The organism is Lysobacter sp. F6437 (genome assembly GCF_052547215.1).
The window spans coordinates 1-1,094 of record NZ_JBQWRB010000008.1 but is presented as its reverse complement, the minus strand read 5'-3'; the positions used below and the strand labels follow the sequence as shown (position 1 = coordinate 1,094).

Annotated in this window: 1 protein-coding gene; it reads right to left on the bottom strand. The window is 63.4% G+C overall.

The genetic code is table 11. The annotated features are described in order from the left end of the window. Positions 1–30 precede the first annotated feature (30 nt). A complete protein-coding gene (locus tag ACT9F5_RS13940) occupies positions 31–990 on the bottom strand; it encodes an IS30 family transposase (protein WP_445120566.1) in 960 nt (319 codons plus the stop codon). Positions 991–1,094 lie beyond the last annotated feature (104 nt).

Genomic DNA, 1,094 nt, shown 5'->3' with positions numbered 1-1,094 from the left:
GGTGAATTCAACCACCAAGTGCGACAACCCTCAGCCGCCGAATAGGCGTTGTTTTGGTGTTTCGTAGCCATACCGTTTCCTCGGTCGCGTGTTGAGCTTGTGGGCAATCTCGTTGCACTGCTGCTGGGTCAGCCGCGCCATGCTTTGGCCCTTCGGCAGGTACTGGCGGATCAGGCCATTGGCGTTCTCGTTGGTGCCGCGCTCCCACGGGTGATGCGGCCGCGCAAAGTACACGGTGGTTCCGGTGGCCGCCTCGATCTTTGGGTAGCCGTGGAACTCGGTACCGTTGTCTGAGGTGATCGTCAGGAACGGCGCGCCAGCGTCTTGCATCAAGCCGATCGTCCGGCGGTTCAACGCCTTGGTCGTGCGGTTGGGTAGCTTGCCAATCAGCACGTAGCCGCTGGCGCGCTCCACCAGCGTCACGATGCAGGGCTTCTCCCAGGAGGCACCCATCACCGTGTCGATTTCCCAGTGCCCGGCGACCTGCCGGGTTTCGACTTCGGCGGGGCGCTCATCGATCATGCGCTTGCCCCGCAGGCGGCCGCGCCGCTCCAGGCCGTAGTGGCGTTTGCGTCGTTTGTAGCGGCGGCGCAGTTCCAGGTACAGCTTTCCACCGGCCCGCCAGTCCCGCCGCACGTGGCGATAAATGCTCTGGAAGCTGATCTGGAACTCCTCCTGCTTCCTGAGCGTGTTGGCGATCTGCTCGGGGCTCCATTGCTCTCGTAGCAGCGATTCGACCCGGGCGTACTGCCAGGCTTCGTGGCACGGTCCACGTCGGCTGCGTCGCAACCGACCATTCCGGCGCTCCTGAGCTTTGCTCGGACAGTAGGTCAGCCGGTCGCGCACCTGGGTGCTGTTGCGCTGGTACTCGCGGTAGATCGTGCTGGGGTGGCGCTCCAGGATCCGTGCGATTTCGGCCGCCCGGTGTCCGGCCTTGCGCAGCGTGGAGATCAGGTATCGTTCGTGTTCGGTGAGCTGGTGGTACGTCATGGCTGGGGCTCCCTTCTCGCCAGATCAGAGACCCATCCAGTCTGCCAGCTCACCTCTCTTGTTCTTTGGGCGCGGGTTGTCGCACTTAGTTTGGCAATTCCCGA

What these genes read in the sequence shown, in the direction of transcription:
- ACT9F5_RS13940 (WP_445120566.1), bottom strand. Translation starts at nt 990, where the DNA reads ATGACGTACCACCAGCTCACCGAACACGAACGATACCTGATCTCCACG.